Here is an 18,723-nt window from a genome sequence, read left to right as displayed (position 1 = left end):
CATCATGAACGCAGAAGTGAAGAATTCACACAAATCCACCAATCGGTTCAGCCGCTGGGCCAAGCGATTCACAAGCGTGAACATCGGCCAGGGACAGAAAGTCGGGTACACCGAAGACAGCTCAGAAGCGCGGATGCAGTCTACTGCGATGCACGAAGGAGTGAAGCTCTATCGGAATCCAGACGGCTCACATGAGGCTATCGATGAGTCACAAGCGGGAAAGACATTCGACTGACCACTAGGAATGGTTTTCCGCACGGATCGAAGCCGGTCCAGCCGTCACCGTGGACGGGATCCGGCCCTCCTCAGACGAGTACTTCAATGAGCCGCGGCCCCGAATCGGCCAAGCCCGCACGGAAATCGCGATCAAGCTCTTCGATGGTCCCGACTCGTGTCGCTGGCACGCCCATCCCGTGGGAGAGGGAGACCCAGTCGATGGCCGGGTTGCCGATGTCGAGCAGCGACTCGGCCTTCGGTCCGAAGTCGGGAACGCCGACATTGGACATCTCATTGCGCAGAATCTGATATTTCCGGTTGGCGAAGATGAGGACGACGATGTCGAGCTGCTCCCGCGCGTAAGTCCACAGAGACTGTGGGTTGTACATACCCGAGCCGTCGGATTCTAAGACGATGATCTTCCTGTCGGGGCTCGAGATCGCAGCCCCAGCACCCACCGGCAGTGCCCAGCCGATGGACCCACCGGTGCCGCCGAGGTAGTCGTGGGGCTGTGACTGCGCCGTCTGAGCATAGAAGTCCCACCCTGTGGTGATGGATTCGTCGAGGACGATCGCATTCTCAGGAATGGCACCCGAGAGCCACGCGGCGAGCTTCGCCGAAGTGATAGTGCCGCTGGGAACAGGAGCCGGAGCCAACTCCGCGAGCAAGGACGAACGACCACGTGAACTGCCTACCGCCTCGGCGAGGTGGTTGCCTGCCGACCCTGCCCCGACCGCCTCGTCAAGGTCCTCAAGTGCCCGCAGCGAATCGGCGCCGATGGGACTGAGCGTGAAGAAGGTGGTGCCTGGTGCGGTGAGCACGCTCGGCTTGTCGGGGTAGGCGAAGAAGGCGACAGGTGGTTTCGCATCAACGAAGATGAGGGCGTCGAAGTTCTGCAGGAGCTCGACAGATGGTTCGACCGGATACGGGATCTTTGTCACCGAGGGCCGGCCAGCCCCTCGTTCGGTCCGTGCGGCAAACGTCTCCGCCAGCAACGTCGCACCGGTCGCCTCAGCAATTCGAGCGGCGGCCTCGAGCTGCGAGGTACGCAGGGCACGTCCGCCGAGGAGGATGGCAGTACGGGGACCGGAAACTCTCAGGCGTGCAGCGGCCGCGTCAACGTCGACCGGATTGATCGACACTGAACTGGGTACGACCGCGTTCGGTGGCTGGGTGTACTGATCCGCGTTGTTCCACGCGGTGTCGGCGGGGAGAATGAGCGAGCTGATCTGCCCTGAGAGGCTGTAGCCGATGGCATCCGCGGCGTCCTTGGCGATGGAGTTCGCCGATGGTGAGGTACGCACCCAGTTGCTGAAGGGCCGGAGTGCCCCCTCGATGTCAGAGGTCAGCGGTGCGTCGAGGCTCCGGTGGTAGCCGGCATGATCGCCGATGATGTTGACCATCGAGGTGCGAGCCCGCAGTGCGTTGTGGAGACTCGAGAGGCCGTTGGCGGCACCCGGTCCCAGGTGCAGCAGTGTGGCCGCAGGCTTGTCGAGCATCCGTGAGTAGCCGTCGGCGGCCCCGGTGACGACTCCTTCGAACAGGCCGAGGACGCCACGGACGTGGGGCTGCCGGTCAAGGGCCGCCACGAAGTGCATCTCCGAGGTGCCGGGGTTGGCGAAGCAGACCTCGATTCCGTTGTGACCAAGTGTCTCCAGCAGGCTCTGGGCACCATTCATGCCATCATCTCCTTTGACGTCGCCATGGTGGTCTCGGGCCACAATGGACAGCAGTTTCCTCTGTCGTATCACACCCCACGGATCTGCCGCTGGACTGTCTGGGTGGGTGGACGGGAATATTCCCCTTGCCCTCCCGGTGACGCCGCCAAACTGCCCGGCGTCGACCACAGCCGGGCGTCGACCTGTTCCACACCGCAATTCACCGCGCGGCTGAGGCAGATGCCTCCGGTCGCAGGTCCAGCCTGCGCAGCAGCTGGGCGTTGAGCGCAACCACAACCGTCGAGATCGACATAAGGATCGCGCCCACACTCATCGGCAGCACGAACCCGATAGGCGCTAGGACACCAGCGGCCAGCGGCACGGAGATGAGGTTGTAGCCGGCCGCCCACCACAGGTTCTGCTTCATCTTCCGGTATGTGGCTCGAGAGAGCTCGATGACCGAGAGCACGGAACGCGGGTCATCGGAGGCGAGGATCACTCCCGCCGAACCAATGGCCACATCGGTTCCAGCTCCGATGGCGATGCCGACATCTGCGGCAGCCAATGCGGGCGCGTCGTTGACTCCATCACCGACCATGGCGACCTTTCGGCCCTCCCCCTGCAGTTCGGCGACCTTCGCAGCCTTGTCAGCAGGATGGACTCCGGCGAAGACACGGTCGATGCCGAGTTCTGAGGCCACAGTCTGCGCAACCGCCTCGGCGTCACCGGTGATCATGACGACCTGCACCCCGCGCTGGTGCAGCGCATCGACTGCTCTACTGGACTCGGGACGGATCTCGTCTGCCAGCTTGAGCGCTCCGATGACATCTCCGTCGACGAGGACGTGAAGGATGATGGCGCCTTCCTCGCTCCACTGCTCAGCAATGGCAGCTTCGCCCACGTCATATTCGCTGAGCAGATTCGGCCCGCCCACGGCCACCTTGGCGCCGTCGACCTCGGCCTTGACTCCGACGGCCGGGGAGGACGAGAAGCCCTGGCCCCGCGCGATGTCGAGGCCACGGCCCTGGGCGGCGCGGACGATAGCTCGCGCCAGGGGGTGCTCGCTATCGGCCTCAGCAGCTGCGGCGAGCGCAAGGGTCTCATCCTCGGTGTAGTTCGTGGTCGTGACTTCGACCGCAGTGACTGTCGGTTCGCCCTTGGTCAGGGTGCCGGTCTTATCGAAAAGCACCGAGTCAACAGAGCGCATCGTCTCCAGCGCCAGCCGGTCCTTGATGAGGACGCCCGCGCGGGCGGCTCTCTCGGTGGCGATGGACACGACGAGCGGGATGGCCAGGCCCAGGGCGTGGGGACAGGCGATGACGAGGACGGTGATGGTGCGCACGACCGCCGAATCCGGCAACCCCACCAGAGACCACACGATCGCGGTGATCACGGCGGAACCGAGGGCGAACCAGAACAGCCATGCGGAGGCCCTGTCGGCGATGCGCTGTGCCCGCGATGTCGAGTTCTGAGCCTCGGCGACAAGCTTCTGAATGCCAGCGAGTGCAGTGTCATCGCCCGTGGCCGTGATTTCGAGGCGCAGGCCGGAATCTGTGGCGACAGTGCCTGCCACGACAGTGTCCCCCACCGAGCGGCGGACGGTCGTCGATTCGCCCGTGACCATGGACTCGTCCATGCTGGCCGAGCCGTCTATGACCCGACCGTCAGCAGGAACCGCAGAACCAGGACGGACCACGACAGTGTCGCCGAGGCTGAGGTCGGCCGGGTCGACCATCACAGCTTCTCCGTCGACGATCGTCTCCGCCTCATCGGGCAGGAGCGCCGCCAGGCTGTCGAGTGCCGACGAAGTCTGCGCCAGAGATCGCATCTCCAGCCAGTGCCCGGCCAGCATGATGACGACGAGCAGAGCCAGTTCCCACCAGAAGTCGAGTTCGGCATCGAGGATCCCCAGCGAGGACCCCCAGGAGGACAGGAAGGCGACCGTGATGGCCAGGGCGATGAGGAGCATCATGCCCGGGTTGCGGTCCTTCATCTCGCTCAGCCCGCCGGCCAAGAACGGCCTTCCGCCCCAGAAGTACATGACAGTACCGAGGATCGGCGAGAGCCACCGCAGCCAGCCGAGGATGCCGCTCTCCGGAACCTCATAACCAACGAGGTGGCCGAACATGGGACTGAAGACGATGACCGGAATCGCCATGACCAGCATGATCCAGAACAGGCGACGGAATTGAGCGGCATGGTCGCCATGGCCCGCGTGCCCGCCGTGGCCTTCGTGGTCTTCGTGGCCTTCGTGGCCTTCGTGGCCACTGTGCTCGGCGTGACCGTCGACGTCCACATGACCATTGCGGTGCTGATGTTCGTTCTGTGCTTCCATCTCAACAGGATATACCCCTATAGGGTATAAGCCAATAGCAATAGTCGTCGCAACGTCAGGCCGCGACGCATGTAGCTGCCTCGGCCACACATTGCATACTTGAGCATCTATGCGCAATACTTGCTCAAGCTGTTCAACTTCACATTCGGTTCACAGGGAACCGGATCGGCTCAACCCCGACTCCACGACTGAGTCGGCCTCACTGCGGAGGACCTCATGGACCTGCAACTCATCGTGGCGCTTGTCGCCGGGATCGCGACGATCGTCGTCATCGTCTTGGCGACCCGACTCGACGCCTTCATCGCACTTCTCCTGGCATCGGTCGTCACCGGCATCGTCGCCGGTCAGGACCTGCTTTCAATCGTCGACTCCATCACCACCGGCTTCGGCGACACCCTGGCCAGCATCGGCATCGTCATCGGACTGGGCGTTGGAATCGGCAAGATCCTCGAAGTCTCCGGCGCCGCCGACTCCCTGGCCCGAGCCTTTTTGAGCGCCTTCGGCAAGGGTCGCGAACCTTGGGCCATGGGCACCGTCGGTTCGCTTGTCTCCATTCCGGTCTTCTGCGACTCCGGCTACGTCATCATGAATCCTCTGGCCCGCTCCATAGCTCGCGTGAAGAGGGGCGGCTACGTCACACTTGCACTCGCCCTGGGCTGCGGCATGACGCTGACCCACCACATGGTGCCACCGACTCCAGGCCCACTGGCCGCGACCGGGATCCTCGGCGCCGACATCGGCTCCGTCATCCTCGCCGGCGTTGTCTTCACCATCTGCCTCCTGCCCGTCGTCGTCATCTACGCCCGCTGGATCGGGCCGAAGCTCGAACCCGTCCTCAACGCGGCCGTCAAGCACGATGTCTACGGTTCGGTGACAACTGCCTCCGCGGATGTGCACTCGACCAGCGGCAGCGTCGATACCCTCACCGGCGATGCCTCCACCGCAGACCAAAGCTCTGCGACCGACAACTCGCCCGCCGACGCAGCCGGCGTCGCTGCCGGAAACGACGGATCCACCTCAGCGAAGAAGCCGGGTGCCTTCCTCGGATTCCTTCCGCTCGTCGTCCCACTTCTGCTCATCGTTGCCAACACCGTGTCCACCGCGATCGACAAGAACGCTCAGGGCGAACTGTCCGGCGACGCCTATGAGCCCTCGGCCTGGGTCGCCCCGCTGGCGTTCCTCGGCAATCCGGTCATCGCCCTCATCATCGGTCTCGTCCTCGCCGTCTACACGCTTCTGCCCCGCGTGACCCCACGCAACAAGGTGCAGAACTGGCTGGCCGACGGCGCAGCCTCCGCCGGGCTCATCCTGCTCATCACCGGAGCCGGCGGCAGCTTCGGCCTGGTACTGCGCGAATCGGGCGTCGGCGATGCTCTCGCCGAGGCGATCGCATCGATCAGCCTCCCGGCCCTCCTTGTGCCGTTCCTCATCGCCTCGCTCGTGCGCCTGGCTCAGGGTTCGGGAACCGTCGCGATGATCACCGCGGCTTCGGTCACCGCACCATTGGTCGCGCCCCTGGGTCTGAGCCCGCTCGTGGCAGTCATGGCCTGCACTGCAGGCTCGATGGTCTTCTCCTACTTCAACGACTCGTACTTCTGGGTCGTCACCCGGTTCGCCGGCCTCGACGGCATCGGTGCGATCAAGGGCTGGTCGGGCATCACAACGGCCGTCTGGATCTGTTCCCTTCCGCTCCTGTTCGTGCTCGACTTGATCGTATGAGCCAGCAGAACTCGGCCGCAGACCCCGGCTTGCCTCAGTCCGGCCCACGGATCCTCATCCTTGCCGACGACCTCACCGGCGGCAATGCCTGCGGTGCCCTCTTCGCCGAGGCAGGCCTGCGCACGATGACGATCACCGGCACGGGCGGCAGTGACTCGGTCAGCCTCGATGGGATGCTCGACGACTATGACACCGTCGTCGTCAACGCGAACTCCCGGCACATGGATCCCGCCGAAGCCGCCAGCCTCACCGATGCCCTCGTCCGCATCGCGGGGCCCGTCGATCTCGTGTCGTGTCGGATCGACACGACCCTGCGTGGCAATGTCGGCCCCACCGCCGAGGCGGCCCTGCGCGCCCGTCAATCCCTGGCGTCCGAATCAGGGCCGAGCCGAGTGATGGGGCTGTGCCTTCCCGCCTTCCCATCCTCCGGTCGGGTCACGGTCGGCGGGCGGCAGCTGCTCAACGGTCAGCTGCTCGAACACACGGAACTGGCCCATGACGTCCGCTCGCCCATGACCACCTCGGTCGTCGAGGACATTCTGCGTCTCAACACCGATCTCAAGTGTCACACCATCGAGCTTTCGACAGTGCTGGATGGCAAACACGCGATCCGCGCCGACGTTGTCAGCGCCATCGCAGCCGGCGCCGAGGTCATCGTCGCCGACGCCATGACGAATGAGCACATCAACCTCATCGCGGCCACCGTCGTCGACCTCAGCCGTGAGGTCGCGTCAACTCCCGCCGGTGCTCCTGGTGAGAATGCTCGCCTGCATGCGAATCTGCGCCACGGTGAGCGCCTCGAATGGGTGTCCATCGATCCCGGCCCGGGCAGTCTGGCCCTGGCTCGGGCGCTCCTGCCGGCTCGCGAGACCGGGATCATCCTCGGGGTCTCCGGTTCGGCGACCGAGATCACTCGGGCGCAGCTGGCCAAACTCGACGACGATCCCACGATCACGGTGCTGCGAACCATCAACGATGCCGACGCCCTGCCCGATGTCGCCGCCACGGTCGAGCAGGTCCGCGCAGTCGCCTCGGCGCAGCTCGGATCGGTGCAGGCGATCATTCTCGCCACCGTCGTCGATGCCTCCGATCTCCTCGAGCTCACCGACGAGCAGTCCGAGATCATCCCACGCAGGCTGGCCCAGACCACCGCCGAGGTGATGGCTTCGCCCGTCCCCTCCGTCGCGGGCCTCTACACGACCGGCGGTGATGTCACGGCAGCGGTGCTGCGAGAGGTCGATGCCATCGGCATGGAGATCGAGGCCGAGATCATCCCCCTGGCAGTCGGCGGTCGCATCGTCGGCGGAACGGCAGCAGGCCTGCCGATCGTGACCAAGGGCGGGCTCATCGGGGACTCAGACACGACGGCACTGTGCTTGGACCACCTCCAAAAGGCCGCACGGAACGGGCGCTCATGAGGACGTGCACGAAGCCGGACCCCACCCAGATGTTCGCGTACATCGTGCGCGTGACCCCAGAAAACGCAATGTTGAGGAGACTGACATGACCGCACCCGTACTCGCCATGACCGTGGGCGACCCGGTGGGCATCGGCCCCGAGATCACCGCGACGGTGCTCGCCGAGTTCTCCGGTCGCGACGACCAGCACGGTGTCGCCGTGGCCGACTTGGCCGTGATGACGCGGGCCGTTGACGTACTCGGCCTTGACGTCGAGCTGCGGCCGATCACCGACTGGTCGACGCCGTCCGCCGGGCAGGGTGTCATCGACGTCTTCGACATCGGAGTGCTCGGCGACGATCTGCCCGACTGGGGTGTCGTCGATGCCCGCGCCGGCCAGGCCGCCGTGACCGCGATCGAGGTCGCCACCAAGGCCGCGATGGACCGTGAGATCGCCGGCATCGTCACCGGCCCCATCAACAAGGAAGCCGTCTGGAAGTCGGGGTCTGCTCACCTGGGCCACACGGAGATGCTCGGCGAACTCACCGGCGTGACCAAGCAGGACACGATGTTCGTCGTCGAGAACACGAAGGTCCCCGAGCACAAGCTCCAGATCTTCTTCGCCACTCGCCACATGTCGCTGCGCAAGGCCATCGACGCACTCACCGTCGACACTCAGGTCGATTCGATCGAACGCGCACACCGTGCCCTGCAGCTCTACGGTGTGGCCTCGCCGAGGTTGGCCGTCGCCGCGCTCAACCCACACGGCGGGGAGAACGGTGCCTTCGGCGACGAGGAGATCGAGATCCTGTCTCCCGCTGTGGAGCGCGTCGTCGACTCCGGTCTCGAGGTCGCCGGGCCGATCCCAGCCGACTCGGTGTTCCACCAGGGACTGTCCGGCCGCTTCGACGGGATCCTCTCCCAGTACCACGACCAGGGTCACATCGCCTCGAAGACCTTCGACTTCGATGGCACGATCTCCGTCACCGTCGGGCTGCCGATCCTGCGCACCTCGGTCGATCACGGAACCGCCTTCGACATCGCAGGCCAGGGCATTGCCGATGCCGGCACCATGCGCTCGGCCTATACCGCAGCCATCGGCTACGCACCATTCGTCGACGGCATCCGCGCGGAGTACCTGCCGAAGTAGGATTCTCACTATGGCAATCCGCACCCGAACGCAGAAGCGTCGTGATGACATCCAGTCGCTGCTGGCGACCGGTTCGTGGACCATCGGCCGCTTGGCAACCGAGCTGAACACCTCGGAGTCGACGATCCGACGGGACCTGCGCGAGATGTCGGTCACGGGCGAAGTCATCCGCACGATCGGCGGTGCCACCGCCGCCGGCTACATCGAACCTCCGCTGGGTCAGCGCATGGAGGCCAACGCCGAGGCCAAGGACACAATTGCCACGGCCGCGATGGACTACCTCGGCGATCAGAGCGTGCGCACCGTTTTCCTCGATGCCGGGTCGACCACGGTCCGGGTGGCCCAGCGCATCCGTGAACGACAGGATCTCACTGTCTACACGCGCGGACTCGAGGTCGCCCAGACGCTGGCCCATCCGACCGGTCCTGAAGTGATCATGGTCGGGGGCCGCGTCTCAGCCAAGTCCCATGGGACGACCGGGGCCTTCAGCGATCATGCTCTCAGCCGGATCCACGTCGATCTGGCCCTGTTGGGGGCTGACGCGGTGGATACGACGAGGGGTCTGGGCGAGCCGACCTTGGACGAGGCTCGGACCAAGGAGCTCATCTCCGACCATGCTCGCATGGTCGTCGTCCTCGCCGACAGCTCCAAGGCGGCCCGCCAGGTGGCTGCGTGGGCGCCGTTGCCCAACGGCTGGGTGTGGATCGATGAGCACGGACCCCACACACAGCGTTGAGCCTCAGCTCACAGTGCCGCTGACGATCAGACCAGGTTCTGTTCCTTGGCCATCTGCCTGACATAGACCGGCGCTGCGAACAGCGAGGGCAGCATGACGAAGCCCACCGGCACTGCGGTGATGACGATCGCGGACTGCAGTGCGTCGACCCCGCCATCTCCCAAACTGATGAGCACGGCAGCGGTGACACCGATGAGCAGAGCCCATGTGGCCCGCAGCTTCGGCGAGGGTTCACCGCTGGTCATGCACGACTGCGACATCGCGAACGACATGGAGTCCGTGGTCGTGGCTACGAAGGTCATGGTGAGAATCAGGAAACCGATGCTGATGATCAGCGACAACGGAAGATTGTCACTGATGGCCATGACAGCGGCCGGCAGTCCCCCATCCGACAGCGGTCCGGAGATGGATCCAGCGGATTTCTGTTCGAGGAAGATGCCGGTGCCACCGAGAACAGCGAACCAGAATGTCGTGGCGATGGGAGGCAGCACAGTGGTGCTGATGAGCAGGTCCCGCACGGTTCGTCCCTTCGAGATGCGGGCGACGAAGATCGCCATCAGCGGGGCATAGCCGAGGAACCAACCGAAGAAGAACACTGTCCAGCCCGAGAGCCATTCGGTGTCACCGCGGTAGAGCGTCATGCTGAAGAAGTCGGTCATGTACAAGGCGAAGCCGCTGAAGTAGCTCTTGATCACAAACCATGCCGAGCCCAGCGCGAGCACCGCGGCCATGAGCGCCAAGGCAATCCAGACGTTAGCGCTGCTGAGGAAGCGGATTCCTCGGCTGACACCGGAGAAGACGCTGACGCCGGCGATGGCGGTGAGCACTGCGATCACGACGAGCTGCACGCCATAGACATCAGGGATGCCGAACAGGGAGTGGAGTCCATAGGAGACCTGCATGCCGAGGAATCCGACCGGCCCGATCGTTCCCGCGGCCACCGAGATGACACACACGACGTCGACGATTGCGGCGATCGGTCCGGTGGCAGCGCGCTTGCCCAGCACCGGGTACAGGAGACTGCGTGGCCGCAGGGGCATGCCCTTCTCTGCCGCGCGCATCATCACGATGGCGCCGAGTGAGCCGAGGATCGCCCAAGCGAGGAAGCCCCAGTCGATGAAGCTCGTGGCCAGAGCGGCAGCCACCGCATCGACGGCGCTGCCTCCGTCGTCGGTGAAGTGCGGCGGAGTCGTCGCATAGTGATACATCGGCTCTGCCGCCGCCCAGAATACTCCTCCTGCAGCGAGCAGAGTCGTCATGATCATGGCGACCCAGCTGAAGCGCTTGAAGTCCGGGCGTGCCTGGTTGCCCAGCCGTGCCTTGGCCCATGGGGTGAAGATGAGGACGAGTGCGATGAGGAACGTGGCCAGCAGGAGAATCTGCCAGTACATGCCGAAGATGTTCGCGCAGGCGGTGAATGCGGTCCCGACCCACGAGGACATCGTGTCGGGAATGATGAGGGCGAGTGCGACGAAGGCGGCAAGGATGCCGACGCTGGTGCCAGCCACCGGCAGGTCGATGCGGTGACTCAATTTTGTTTCAGACGCCTCGCCCGACCTCGGTTCGGGGTCCCCGTCCGCGTCGACATCGGCGCTGCCCGTCATCGGCGGCGTCTCCTGTCTGACTGATCCTGATTGATCCCTGGTCTCGTCCATGTGTCTGCTGCCTTCCGGACTCCATCACATCGAATGCTCGAGGTGGAGCCACTTGTTGCCGTCGATCGTTCTGTCAGATTTCGCAGCGACCCACTTTAGTGCCTGAAGGCCTTGAACGGTACCTTGCCTACACGGAATACATCGTGATATCCCACTCATTGCCGAAGGGACGCGGTGCAGGTCTTCCGCAATCTGTTCACCGGGCACTGGAGGCAGCTCCTCCTCCTCGGTGGCGTGGTTGCCGCAGTCCGCGTCGTCAACTACACGCTGCTGTCCTGCATGTCCACCTATCTGCAGGGCCCGGCCGGCATGAACTCGAACGCCTCGCTGACGGTGATGTTCCTGGCCCAGGCGTTCACGATGATCCTCGTTCCGTTCGGTTGGATGCGCTCGACCAAAGACGCGGTCATCGCCGCCACGGGGAACACGATCGTGCCTGCCTATTTCGTGATGGGCGCCTGTATGGTCAGCTTGATCGCCATTCGGTTCATGAAGGAGACCAAGGGCGCATCGCCGCACGGTTCGGGCCTGCTGGATTTCCAGCGGGCCCGAGCTCTGTTCTTGGCCACGACAGCCAACAACTCAGTCAAGTTCTTTCACTGGTACTGCTCACCGTCGGCAGAACGGTCTCAGCAATTGCCAACACGGCAGACAAGGACGCACTTCCATGAGTCCGCAGATGTGCAAGGTACACCACCGACGCCTCGCCCACAACGTCGAGCGGAATTGTCACAGTGCCGGGTTCGCGCATGGATGTTGCAACCGAGTCAAAGGTGATCGTCAGTCCCATGCCCGCTGCGATCAGCGCAGAGATCGTCTGCGCGTCAGGAAGCTCCAGAATCACTCGAGGCGAAAAGCCTGCGTTATGGCACAGTCGGTTAGTCGTCTCGCGAAGCGTCGAGTTCGGGTTCGCCGGAAGGGAGAGCAGGTCCTCATTGGCCAGTTCGTCGACGCGAAGGAGTTTCCTCCGGGCAAGACGATGCGAGTCAGGCAGGGTGACGACGGGGTGTTCGATCAGCACAGCCCGTCCCGCAATCGTCGGCGGTTGCCGTGTCCACCTCACAAGAGCAAGATCGAGACTCCCATCAGCCAACCGGGTCAGTCCCTCGTCGGCGAAGACATTTGACTCGATGCCGAACGTGATGCCGGGATGGTCTTCATAGGCCGCCGCCACCAATGATGCAGCAATTCCACGCGACGACGAGCGGGCAAACCCAAAGTCCAATTGCCCAACTTCTCCAGCCGCCGCGCGCTTCACCGAATCGATCGCCACCCGCTGCAGACCGATCATCTGTCGAGCTGGCTCGAAAAGCGCCAACCCGGCCGGCGCAAGGCGCACGTTGCGAGTAGTCCGCTGGAACAGTGTGGCGCCGAGCTCATCTTCGAGTTGCCGAATCATCCGACTCAACAGCGACTGCCCCATTCCCAGACGTTGCGCAGCGCGGCCGAAATGCAGCTCCTCCGCGAGAGCCATGAACACGCGCGCCTGTTGAACTTCCACTCATCACCTTCCACACGGCTCATGCTCACTGGCTTGAGCAAGAGCATTCCCTCACAATGACGTCTGTTGCGTTGCGAAACGCAGGTTATCGCTGCAGCGATCAGTCTGGCATGCGGCTCGAAAGCTGTGGATCCGCACCTGGTTGGCTGGTGGTCTCACATTCTAGACCGTCTTCAGCCTCGCTTCCTACAGATCGGCCGAGCCCTTCCACGCGCTCCATTTCTCGGGAATGTCGTCCTTCTTCGGTTTGGTATCCATGAACTTATTCCATTCTGTGCGAAGCTGCTCACCTCGTTCGATCAGCTCGTCGTTGCGCTTCTGCGCCTCGTCCGTCCACTGACCATTCTCCTTGAGCCAAGCGATTGTGCCCGGGTGGAAGGGAATGACTCGAGGCATGGTCTCAACATCGTCGGGATTCCACCGCGGCGTATTGAGAGTTGACGATTCGAACTTCGGGAACGTCGATGCCATCGAGCTCACCAGCTTGTACACCTCGTCCTCAGAAGCATCTGCATACGTGGATATCGGCAACGTGTAGACGAAACCATGTGTGCTGGTGCCGTCTTCTTGCCCTGGGGCATCTTCGAACGGCAGGATATTGAGTTGTGGTGCCAGCTCGTGCACTCGCTCGATTCCCGCTTTGTCTTTGGGATCGAGTTCAATCCAGCTGACGTCGAACTTCGACTCGAGCTCGAAGAGCGATGACCCATAGACCTGCTGATAGAGAGCGTCGATCTGCCCGGACTCAAGCGCCGCCGGCTGCTCCGAATACGCAACGTCGACGAGTTCCACATCGTCCAAGGTCAGACCCGCATACGCGAGATAAGCCTCGATCTTCCCGTTCACCGAGGGGTTTGCCGTGACATTGGGGATCTTCCTGCCCTTGAGATCGGCGGGGGTCTTTATCTGGTCGGATTTTCGCGTCAGCAGCGAGTGCGGCGACAGCGGCGCCCAGACAACCCGAAGGTCCTGTGGCCCCCAGTTCTCGCTTGCGAACTCGTTCTGACCTTCAAAGCCGAAGATGTACTCATCACCGAGTCGACCCATCTGGGCGATTCCTGCTTTCATCGGTGCCAGTCGGCCGATAGCGGTGTCCGACGTGATGATGCGCAGTCGAGCCTCGGTATCGGTCGACACCGCATCAGTGACTGCAGCCAAGTCCGCATAGGTCGACGTTCCAGTGCCATAAGTGGCGAAGACCAACGGATCTCGAATCCCATTCACCGTCTTGGTCGGCGGTGTGCAGGCGCTCAGGGCCAGCGTAAGAGCGAGGAGACTTGCGAGTAATGCGCGAAACTTCATTGTTCGGCCTTCCACATCGGCATGGATCACGGTGTCGTTCTCAGTGGCACGAACGAAGCCGCAGAATTGCAGGCACGAACGTTCCGCTGACACGTATTGCAGAATATATGAACCTAGATTATTGTCATTTAGGTAATATATGCAACAAAGCACACTATCCGGCCGGGCACGTCCGCAACTTTCAAGGAAGAAGTGCAGACGTTCGCGCCGACGGACCAAAAACCACACCACGACACCGCCAGTGCACAGGCCGCGAATCAGCTGAGGAACGACAATGAACGTCCGAATCACCCCTTTCTGGAAAGCCACCGTCATCACGCTCACCGTGATCGGAGTGCTGATAGCGATGAATCAGGCGTTCTTCTGGAACCCGGGCGGAATCTCCCTGCTGAAGAACGCGTACATGTACGCAGTTCTCGCTTCGTTCCTCCCCATAGTCTTCATCGTCTTTCCGGCGAAGAAGACGCAGGATGAGCGACCAATTCCCATCTATGACATCGCGCTGATCGTGATCACCCTCGCCACGTGCGTCTACTTTTGCGTCAATGCAGAGAACATCGTGACCCTAGGGTGGGACTACGCCCCAGTGCCCACTGCCTCGGTGCTGTCATTCGTCTTCTGGTTCATCGTGCTCGAAGCCTTGCGCCGCACGGCGGGACTCGTGGTCACGATCATCGCCTTGGTCTTCTCCCTGTACCCGATCTTCACGGGATACATCCCGATCTCGTTCCTCCAGGGCATCCCCTTCGACATCAAGACCGCAGCTCAGATCCACGCCATGGGAGTCGATTCGATCCTCGGCCTACCGCTGCAGACCGGTGCCACGATCCTCATCGGCTTCCTGCTCTTCGGAGTCGCACTCCAGCATTCCGGTGGTGCGACATTCTTCTACGAGCTGGCAATGGGGCTCTTCGGTCGTTACCGCGGCGGCTCGGCCAAAGTCTCGGTCATCTCTTCGGCATTCATGGGAATGATGAGCGGATCTGCCGTCTCCAATGTGCTCACCACCGGTCCGATGACGATCCCGGCGATGAAGAAGGCAGGCTTCAGCGGACGTTACGCCGCGGGCATTGAGGCAACAGCTGCAACCGGCGGCACGATCATGCCGCCGATCATGGGCACTGCGGCCTTCCTCATGGTCTCCTTCGTCGGTGTCCCCTACGGACAGATCGCCCTCGCCGCTGTCATCCCGGCACTCCTCTACTACATCGGGATCTTCGTCCAGGCTGACGCCTATTCCGCGAAGTCAGGACTCAAGGGGGTCGCGAAGAACCTTCTTCCCAATGTCGGCAAAGTCATCGTTTTCGGGTGGGCCTATCTGGCAGCACTCCTCGGCCTGGTCCTTCTCTTGGTTGTGCAGAAGAATGAAAGCCAAGCGCCGTACTGGATTGTCGGGTTCCTCCTCGTCGTCGCGGTATTCTCCAAGAAGCACCGCATGCGGCTCAAAGGGTTCAGCGAATTCCTCTACAGCTCTGGCAAAACAATCGCAGAAATCCTCGGTATCATCGCCGGCGTCGGGCTCATCGTCGGCGGATTGTCGATGACCGGCGTGAGCCTGTCGCTGGCTCGTGAACTCGTCAATGCGTTCTCCGGTAACCTCATCCTGGTCCTGATCGCCGCTGCGATCACGTCGTTCGTCCTCGGCATGGGTATGACCGTGTCTGCGGTCTACGTCTTCCTGGCTATTGTCATGGCCCCGGCACTCGTGGACCTGGGTGTCAATCCAATCGCGGGCCATCTCTTCGTCATCTACTGGGCGACGGTCTCATACATCACTCCGCCGGTTGCTCTCGCGTCTTTCGCCGCAGCGAACATCGCCGGAACGCCACCGATGCAGGCCTCACTGACCGCTATGCGCCTGGGCGCCGTGAAGTACGTGGTCCCATTCGCCTTCGCACTCAATCCCGCGCTCGTAGCACAGGCTCCCCTGCCCGAAGTCCTCGCAACCTTTATCCTCGCAGTCATCGGAGTCTTCTTCCTCGGCTGCGCATTCGAAGGCTGGCTGGTCATCGTCGGACGGCGCCCAAACTGGGTGATGCGCGCACTCCTCGTCGTGGCCGGACTGCTCAGCTTTGCGCCAGAGCTCGTCTTCGCGCTCATCGGGGTCGTCCTCGGATCTGCTTGCTTCCTCATCTCCCGTTTTTGGAACCGTGGGGGCGAATATACTCCGCTCTCAATCAGCAAAGACGCTCAGTCAGAAGAGTCAGCATTTGCGGAGAGATAGCTTCGTCGTCGGTTAGTCTCGAGTCATGGTCACGTTGATCCCTCAGCACCCTGATTTCAATGGCTCCACCGCCGAGGCGACAGTGTGGAATGCCCTGTGTCAGCAGCTTCCCGACGAAACGACGATGATTCACGGCCAGCGACTGACCGGAGACGACAAGGACGTCGAGATCGACATCCTGGTGCTCTGGCCCGGCTTCGGCATTGCCGTCGTCGAGGTCAAAGGCGGTCGGGTCGGCGTCGAGGACGGCCGTTGGATCACGCAGGACTCTCAGGGCCATCGCAATCGGCTCAAGGTCTCCCCACTTGAGCAGGCGATGGTCGCCAAGCACACCCTCGTCGACTATCTTCATTCGCGGGTCTCCGCGACGCCTGGTCCTATCAGCCACCTCGCTGTCCTCCCCTACACGCAGCTGCCGACGGACTGGGACCAGCCCGACGCGCCGAGGCGGCAGCTCGTCGACTCCACTCAACTAGCCTCGATAGCAGCGGCGATCTCCACTCAGCTGCGCTTCGACTTCGACCCGGGTCGTGACAACCTCAATACGCCCCACGAATTCGTCCTCAAGAACCTGCACCGGACCAACCAAGCCGTGGAGAACGTCAGTCTCAAAGCAGCCGAGATCTCTGACCGTGCTGATGCGCTGAGCCGGGAGCAGGCGAAGCTCATCAGCGTTCTGCGCCACCAGAATCGTGCGGAGATCAGCGGCGGCGCGGGTTCGGGTAAGACCTACCTGGCACTGCTCAAAGCCAGGGCGCTGACGCGGGCGGGCAAGAAGGTCGCGCTCATGTGCTATTCACGTGGCCTGGGCCGACTCCTCCAGCTCTTCACCACCCAATGGCCAGAGGAAGATCGTCCCGCATATGTGGGACTGTTCCACGACCTGCCGATCTCCTGGGGAGCTGCTCCAGGCAGCGACGACGACTCCGACTACTGGGAGAACAGTCTTCCCTTGCAGCTCAAGGAGCTTGCTGATGGACGGCCGCGCAAAAGCCTCTTCGATGCGATCGTCATCGACGAGGGGCAGGATTTCAGTCTTCTGTGGTGGGAGGCGGTCCAGTCGTGTCTGCGCAATCAGGTCGAGGGGATCCTCTATGCCTTCACGGATGAGAGACAGCGAATCTTCGGCCGTGAGGGCGAATCACCGATCACGATGAATCCCATCCAGCTCGACGAAAATCTGCGCAACTCCGAACAGATCGTCGCCGGCTTTGCCGACCTCGCGTTCGAACCGCCCATCCCCCGCAACGGGCCAGGTGAGGACATCGAGTTCAGCGAGGTCGACATCGACGATGCCCTCGCCGAGGCGGATGCCCAGGTGGAATCGCTCATGGACTCCGGATGGAGCCCCGGAGACATCGCACTGCTGACAACAGGCAGCCGGCACCCTGTCCAGCGCGAGATCGTCGAGGCAGAAGGCACCTCGGCCTATTGGGATCAGTTCTTTGCCGCCGAGGACGTCTTCTACGGCCACGTGCTCGGATTCAAGGGCCTCGAACGTCCCGTCGTGGTGCTGTGCATCAACGGGTTCCGCGACCCCGACCGGGCATTGGACATGCTCTACGTCGGAATGTCGCGGGCAACGACGAAACTCGTCGTTGTCGGTGACCTCAGCATCTTCGACCAGGTCTACGACGCCTGAGAACGACACACGACTCGCCCGACCTGCCTTCGGACAGTCGATCGTTGACTTCCAGCACGCGCGCTTCGAACTCGCCGAGCGCCACCGCCAGAAGTGATCACTCGCCCTTGACCTCGAGCAGGACCTTTCCCTGCACGCTGCGAGAATCGAGTTCGCCGATCGCGGCTGCGGCCTGAGCAAGGGGGTAGGCGGCGTGGATTGCCGGATTGAGTTGGCCCGCGGCCACGTATTCGGCGATCGCGTCCCACTGTTCGGCGATGTAGCCGGGTCGCTCACGGGTCGCGGCACCCCAGGCCACCCCGTCGACCGAGATGTTCTTCAGCAGCAGACGATTGACCTTGATGGAAGGGATCTCACCGGCAGTGAATCCGAGGACCAAGAGACGGCCATAAGGGGCGAGGACTCGGGTCGAGTCCGTGAAGCGGTCCCCGCCGACCGGGTCGAAGACATAGTCGACTCCGTTCGGGTAGAGCTCTTTGACAGTGTCCTTGAAGCCATCAGCCATGACCACATGCGTCGCGCCGAGCTCGCGGACAGTCTGCGCCTTGGCCTCAGTCGACACCACCCCGATGACGTCGAGGCCGATGGCCAACGCCATCTGCACCGCAGCCGAGCCCAACCCACCCGCGGCCCCGTGGACGAGGATGGACTGCCCGGCTTTGGCGTGGGCCCGAATCCGAAGGGCGAAGTCAGCGGTGAGCAGGTTCATCGGCATTCCTGCTGCGTGAGCCAGGCTGATGCCATCGGGCACCGGCACCGTCTGCTCGTCGCTGACGACCATGAATTCGGCGAACGAGCCTGTGCCGGGAATTGCGGCAACACGGTCACCCACGGAGAACCGTGAACCAGCGCCGGCCTCGACGACGACTCCGGCGGCCTCGGAACCGAGAACGAAGGGAAGTTCGTGCTTCGTCTGGTACATGCCCCGGGTCTGGAGCAGTTCGGGGAACGTCACGCCGGCAAAGGCCACCTCGACGAGGACTTCACCGTGTCCCGGGCTGGGCCGGTCCACCTCGGCGAGCTCAACATCGTCTGGTCCGGTCAAGGTGGCAACGCGAATGGCTCTCATGGTTTCCTCACTGTGGATGAAAGATGCTTGGGATGACCCATTCATCACTATCACATTCGGTGGTGACCGGCATCACGATTTCAGCTTGACTCCCACGCCTGGTTTGAATACTGTGATTG

12 protein-coding genes are annotated in these 18,723 nt (G+C 62.8%); 6 read left to right on the top strand and 6 right to left on the bottom strand.

The annotated features are described in order from the left end of the window. Positions 1-305: 305 nt before the first annotated feature. Both AAFP32_RS05570 and AAFP32_RS05565 read right to left on the bottom strand, forming a co-directional pair. A complete protein-coding gene (locus AAFP32_RS05570) occupies positions 306-1,895 on the bottom strand; it encodes an acetolactate synthase large subunit (RefSeq protein ID WP_350270965.1) in 1,590 nt (529 codons plus the stop codon). 199 nt (positions 1,896-2,094) lie between these two features. Next, a complete protein-coding gene (locus tag AAFP32_RS05565; RefSeq protein WP_350270964.1) occupies positions 2,095-4,209 on the bottom strand; it encodes a heavy metal translocating P-type ATPase in 2,115 nt (704 codons plus the stop codon). A gap of 216 nt (positions 4,210-4,425) precedes the next feature. On the opposite strand from AAFP32_RS05565, the gene AAFP32_RS05560 reads away from it, so the two are divergent. The 4 genes from AAFP32_RS05560 to AAFP32_RS05545 all read left to right on the top strand — a co-directional run bounded on the left by AAFP32_RS05560 (position 4,426) and on the right by AAFP32_RS05545 (position 9,211). Then, entirely contained in the window at positions 4,426-5,928 is a 1,503-nt protein-coding gene (locus AAFP32_RS05560; protein WP_350270963.1) for a GntP family permease, read from the top strand. Continuing rightward, the gene (locus tag AAFP32_RS05555) at positions 5,925-7,346 is read left to right on the top strand and encodes a four-carbon acid sugar kinase family protein (protein WP_350270962.1); all 1,422 of its coding nucleotides are present in this window, start codon (positions 5,925-5,927) and stop codon (positions 7,344-7,346) included. Before AAFP32_RS05560 ends, AAFP32_RS05555 begins: the two co-directional genes overlap by 4 nt. Positions 7,347-7,431: 85 nt before the next feature. After that, entirely contained in the window at positions 7,432-8,475 is a 1,044-nt protein-coding gene (gene pdxA / locus AAFP32_RS05550; protein ID WP_350270961.1) for a 4-hydroxythreonine-4-phosphate dehydrogenase PdxA, read from the top strand. A gap of 10 nt (positions 8,476-8,485) precedes the next feature. Continuing rightward, the gene (locus AAFP32_RS05545; protein WP_350270960.1) at positions 8,486-9,211 is read left to right on the top strand and encodes a DeoR/GlpR family DNA-binding transcription regulator; all 726 of its coding nucleotides are present in this window, start codon (positions 8,486-8,488) and stop codon (positions 9,209-9,211) included. A gap of 26 nt (positions 9,212-9,237) precedes the next feature. Here AAFP32_RS05545 and AAFP32_RS05540 read toward each other — a convergent pair whose 3' ends face one another. The 3 genes from AAFP32_RS05540 to AAFP32_RS05530 form a co-directional block, all read right to left on the bottom strand. Then, positions 9,238-10,815 carry a BCCT family transporter gene (locus tag AAFP32_RS05540; RefSeq protein ID WP_350270959.1) on the bottom strand — a complete coding sequence of 526 codons (1,578 nt, stop codon included), beginning with the start codon at positions 10,813-10,815 and terminating at the stop codon, positions 9,238-9,240. A 637-nt stretch (positions 10,816-11,452) separates the two neighbouring features. Then, positions 11,453-12,367: a LysR family transcriptional regulator gene (locus AAFP32_RS05535; protein ID WP_350270958.1), complete on the bottom strand. Its 915-nt coding sequence runs from the start codon at positions 12,365-12,367 to the stop codon at positions 11,453-11,455. A gap of 186 nt (positions 12,368-12,553) precedes the next feature. Beyond that, the gene (locus AAFP32_RS05530) at positions 12,554-13,984 is read right to left on the bottom strand and encodes a TAXI family TRAP transporter solute-binding subunit (protein ID WP_350270957.1); all 1,431 of its coding nucleotides are present in this window, start codon (positions 13,982-13,984) and stop codon (positions 12,554-12,556) included. Between AAFP32_RS05530 and AAFP32_RS05525 the strand changes: the two genes are divergently transcribed. Beyond that, the gene (locus AAFP32_RS05525) at positions 13,944-15,893 is read left to right on the top strand and encodes a TRAP transporter permease (RefSeq protein ID WP_350270956.1); all 1,950 of its coding nucleotides are present in this window, start codon (positions 13,944-13,946) and stop codon (positions 15,891-15,893) included. The genes AAFP32_RS05530 and AAFP32_RS05525 overlap by 41 nt on opposite strands. 25 nt (positions 15,894-15,918) lie before the next feature. Continuing rightward, entirely contained in the window at positions 15,919-17,535 is a 1,617-nt protein-coding gene (locus AAFP32_RS05520) for a nuclease-related domain-containing DEAD/DEAH box helicase (RefSeq protein WP_350270955.1), read from the top strand. A 97-nt stretch (positions 17,536-17,632) separates the two neighbouring features. On the opposite strand, the gene AAFP32_RS05515 is transcribed toward AAFP32_RS05520, so the two are convergent. Next, the gene (locus tag AAFP32_RS05515) at positions 17,633-18,604 is read right to left on the bottom strand and encodes an NADPH:quinone oxidoreductase family protein (protein ID WP_350270954.1); all 972 of its coding nucleotides are present in this window, start codon (positions 18,602-18,604) and stop codon (positions 17,633-17,635) included. Positions 18,605-18,723 lie beyond the last annotated feature (119 nt).

The sequence above is a fragment of the Brevibacterium sp. CBA3109 genome, from assembly GCF_040256645.1.
Lineage (GTDB): Bacteria > Actinomycetota > Actinomycetes > Actinomycetales > Brevibacteriaceae > Brevibacterium > Brevibacterium koreense.
The sequence above is the reverse complement of the archived record's forward strand: the minus strand, read 5'-3'. Positions and strand labels throughout refer to the sequence as shown.

Coding starts and splice junctions, on each gene's coding strand:
- AAFP32_RS05530 (WP_350270957.1), bottom strand. CDS start 13,984: ATGACGGTGGCTTTCCAGAAAGGGGTGATTCGGACGTTCATTGTCGTT.
- AAFP32_RS05570 (WP_350270965.1), bottom strand. CDS start 1,895: ATGAATGGTGCCCAGAGCCTGCTGGAGACACTTGGTCACAACGGAATC.
- AAFP32_RS05520 (WP_350270955.1), top strand. CDS start 15,919: ATGGTCACGTTGATCCCTCAGCACCCTGATTTCAATGGCTCCACCGCC.
- AAFP32_RS05555 (WP_350270962.1), top strand. CDS start 5,925: ATGAGCCAGCAGAACTCGGCCGCAGACCCCGGCTTGCCTCAGTCCGGC.
- AAFP32_RS05560 (WP_350270963.1), top strand. CDS start 4,426: ATGGACCTGCAACTCATCGTGGCGCTTGTCGCCGGGATCGCGACGATC.
- AAFP32_RS05545 (WP_350270960.1), top strand. CDS start 8,486: ATGGCAATCCGCACCCGAACGCAGAAGCGTCGTGATGACATCCAGTCG.
- AAFP32_RS05515 (WP_350270954.1), bottom strand. CDS start 18,604: ATGAGAGCCATTCGCGTTGCCACCTTGACCGGACCAGACGATGTTGAG.
- AAFP32_RS05540 (WP_350270959.1), bottom strand. CDS start 10,815: ATGACGGGCAGCGCCGATGTCGACGCGGACGGGGACCCCGAACCGAGG.
- pdxA (WP_350270961.1), top strand. CDS start 7,432: ATGACCGCACCCGTACTCGCCATGACCGTGGGCGACCCGGTGGGCATC.
- AAFP32_RS05525 (WP_350270956.1), top strand. CDS start 13,944: ATGAACGTCCGAATCACCCCTTTCTGGAAAGCCACCGTCATCACGCTC.
- AAFP32_RS05565 (WP_350270964.1), bottom strand. CDS start 4,209: ATGGAAGCACAGAACGAACATCAGCACCGCAATGGTCATGTGGACGTC.